Genomic DNA, 2,540 nt, shown 5'->3' with positions numbered 1-2,540 from the left:
GCCGGTGTCCGGTCACCGCCGCGCCGATTCACTGGACGTATGAGCCAGCAGCCCGCCGCCGCACCCCTGTCACCGCTCCAGCAGTACCGGGCCGAGCGGGACCCCCGCGCCTGGGTGGCGCCCGCCGTGGCCACCGCCCTCGGGGCGTTCCTGGTCCCCGTGGCGTTCCTGTTCGGCGCGATGTCCGTCATGGCGACCGACAGCTGCGGCCCCGACGACTGCTCGCGGGCGCTGACGACCGCCCTGGACGTGATCCACGGGACCCTGGTCTTCGGCGGCCTCCTCTCGGCCGGCACCTGGCCGGCCTCCTGGACGCTCCCCTGGACCCGACGCTGGTCGGTGCTCCGCGCCTGGCTGGCCGGGCTGACCCTGCTGCCCTACCTGCTGGTCCTGGCGCTCGTGTTCAACCTGCCCCGGGGATGACCGCGTCAGTTCTCCGTCAGCAGCTCGTCCGCGTCCATGATCCGGTACGCGTACCCCTGCTCCGCGAGGAACCGCTGGCGGTGCGCCGCGAAGTCCTGGTCGATGGTGTCCCGGGCGACCACGGAGTAGAAGTGGGCCTTGTGCCCGTCCGCCTTGGGCCGCAGCACCCGGCCGAGCCGCTGCGCCTCCTCCTGCCGTGAGCCGAAGGTGCCCGACACCTGGACGGCGACGGTCGCCTCCGGCAGGTCGATCGAGAAGTTCGCGACCTTGGACACCACCAGGACGCTGATCTCCCCCTGCCGGAACGCCTCGAACAGCTTCTCCCGCTGGGCGTTCGACGTCTCGCCCTTGATCACCGGCGCGTTCAGATGCTCGCCCAGCTCGTCGAGCTGGTCGATGTACTGCCCGATGACGAGGATCTGCTGCCCCGCGAACCGCCGGACGATCGCCTCCGTCACCTTCTGCTTGGTCGCCGTCGTCGAGCAGAAGCGGTACTTCTCCTCCTGCTCCGCCGTCGCGTACGCCAGCCGCTCCGACTCGGTGAGGCTGACCCGGACCTCCACGCAGTCGGCCGGGGCGATGTAGCCCTGGGCCTCGATCTCCTTCCACGGCGCGTCGAACCGCTTCGGGCCGATCAGCGAGAAGACGTCGGACTCGCGGCCGTCCTCCCGGACCAGGGTCGCCGTCAGACCGAGCCGCCGCCGGGCCTGGAGATCGGCGGTGAACTTGAAGACGGGCGCGGGCAGCAGATGCACCTCGTCGTAGAGGATCAGGCCCCAGTCACGGGAGTCGAACAGCTCCAGGTGGGGGTAGACGCCCTTCCGCCTCGTCGTCAGCACCTGGTAGGTCGCGATGGTGACGGGCCGGATCTCCTTCTTGGTCCCGCTGTACTCGCCGATCTCGTCCTCGGTCAGCGAGGTCCGCCGCACCAGCTCGTGCTTCCACTGGCGGGCCGAGACGGTGTTGGTGACCAGGATCAGCGTCGTCGACTTCGCCTGCGCCATCGAGCCCGCGCCGACCAGCGTCTTTCCGGCGCCGCAGGGCAGGACGACCACGCCGGAGCCGCCGTGCCAGAAGTTCTCCACGGCCTGCTTCTGGTACGGGCGCAGCGCCCACCCGTCCTCGACCAGCTCGATGGGGTGCGCCTCGCCGTCCACGTACCCGGCGAGGTCCTCGGCCGGCCAGCCCAGCTTCAGCAGCGTCTGCTTGATCTGCCCGCGCTCCGAAGGGTGCACGGCGACCGTGTCCGGGTCGATCCGGGCACCGACGAGCGGCGCGATCCGCTTGGAGCGCAGCACCTCCTCCAGCACGGGGCGGTCGGTGCTGGTGAGGACGAGACCGTGCGCCGGGTGCTTGGACAGGCTGAGCCGGCCGTAGCGGTCCATGGTGTCGGCGATGTCGACGAGCAGCGCGTGCGGCACCGGGTAGCGGCTGTACTGCACCAGCGCGTCCACCACCTGCTCGGCGTCGTGCCCGGCCGCCCGCGCGTTCCACAGGCCCAGCGGGGTCACGCGGTAGGTGTGGATGTGCTCGGGCGCCCGCTCCAGCTCGGCGAAGGGCGCGATGACCCGACGGCAGTCGTCGGCCTGCTCGTGATCGACCTCGAGGAGAAGGGTCTTGTCGGACTGGACGATGAGCGGACCATTCACGCGCGGCTGCCTTTCTGCGACGGGCTCGGCACGGGCACAGCTCGGCCAAACGTCCAGTTTGCCTGATCGCACGCCCCGGCGGAGGAGGCGTGAGCTTGCTCACCAACGGCCACCGGCCCGCCCCCGCCCTGCGAGGAGCCGACCTCCGGCCGGGGCCGGTCCGCACCGGACGGGTCAGTCCTCCTCGTCGGCCAGTTCCGCGACCCCCGTGATCCGGTGCAGCGGATACGTACGGACCTCGTCGGCGGTGTGGTCGTACGCCGTGACGAAGCCGCCCTCGACACGCACCGGGGCGATCACGCGCTGGCTCGCCGCGCCCTCGGCGTTGACGTAGCCCATCCACAGCGTCCCGCCGGTGAGGACGGCGGCCTGCAGGGTGGCGAGGGTCTCGGCGGCGGTCGTACGGGGCAGCTCCCCGAGTCCGCCGGGACGGTCGCCGCCGGCGGTGGGTCTGCGGGGTGCGGTGGC

General features: G+C 71.5%; 3 protein-coding genes. 1 reads left to right on the top strand and 2 read right to left on the bottom strand.

Annotation, left to right across the window (positions count from 1 at the left end; genetic code table 11):
• Positions 1 to 39 precede the first annotated feature (39 nt).
• Positions 40 to 423 (top strand): hypothetical protein, encoded by a 384-nt coding sequence (locus tag B9S61_RS02820; RefSeq protein WP_103540758.1) that lies wholly within the window; start codon positions 40 to 42, stop codon positions 421 to 423.
• A gap of 5 nt (positions 424 to 428) precedes the next feature.
• On the opposite strand, the gene B9S61_RS02815 is transcribed toward B9S61_RS02820, so the two are convergent.
• Both B9S61_RS02815 and B9S61_RS02810 read right to left on the bottom strand, forming a co-directional pair.
• Positions 429 to 2,072 carry a DNA repair helicase XPB gene (locus tag B9S61_RS02815; protein ID WP_103540757.1) on the bottom strand — a complete coding sequence of 548 codons (1,644 nt, stop codon included), beginning with the start codon at positions 2,070 to 2,072 and terminating at the stop codon, positions 429 to 431.
• A 174-nt stretch (positions 2,073 to 2,246) separates the two neighbouring features.
• The coding region (locus B9S61_RS02810; RefSeq protein ID WP_146064686.1) for a WYL domain-containing protein at positions 2,247 to 2,540 on the bottom strand (294 nt) is incomplete at its 5' end.

It is taken from the genome of Streptomyces sp. SM1, assembly GCF_002910825.1.
Taxonomy (GTDB): Bacteria; Actinomycetota; Actinomycetes; order Streptomycetales; family Streptomycetaceae; genus Streptomyces; species Streptomyces okerensis.
The sequence above is the reverse complement of the archived record's forward strand: the minus strand, read 5'-3'. Positions and strand labels throughout refer to the sequence as shown.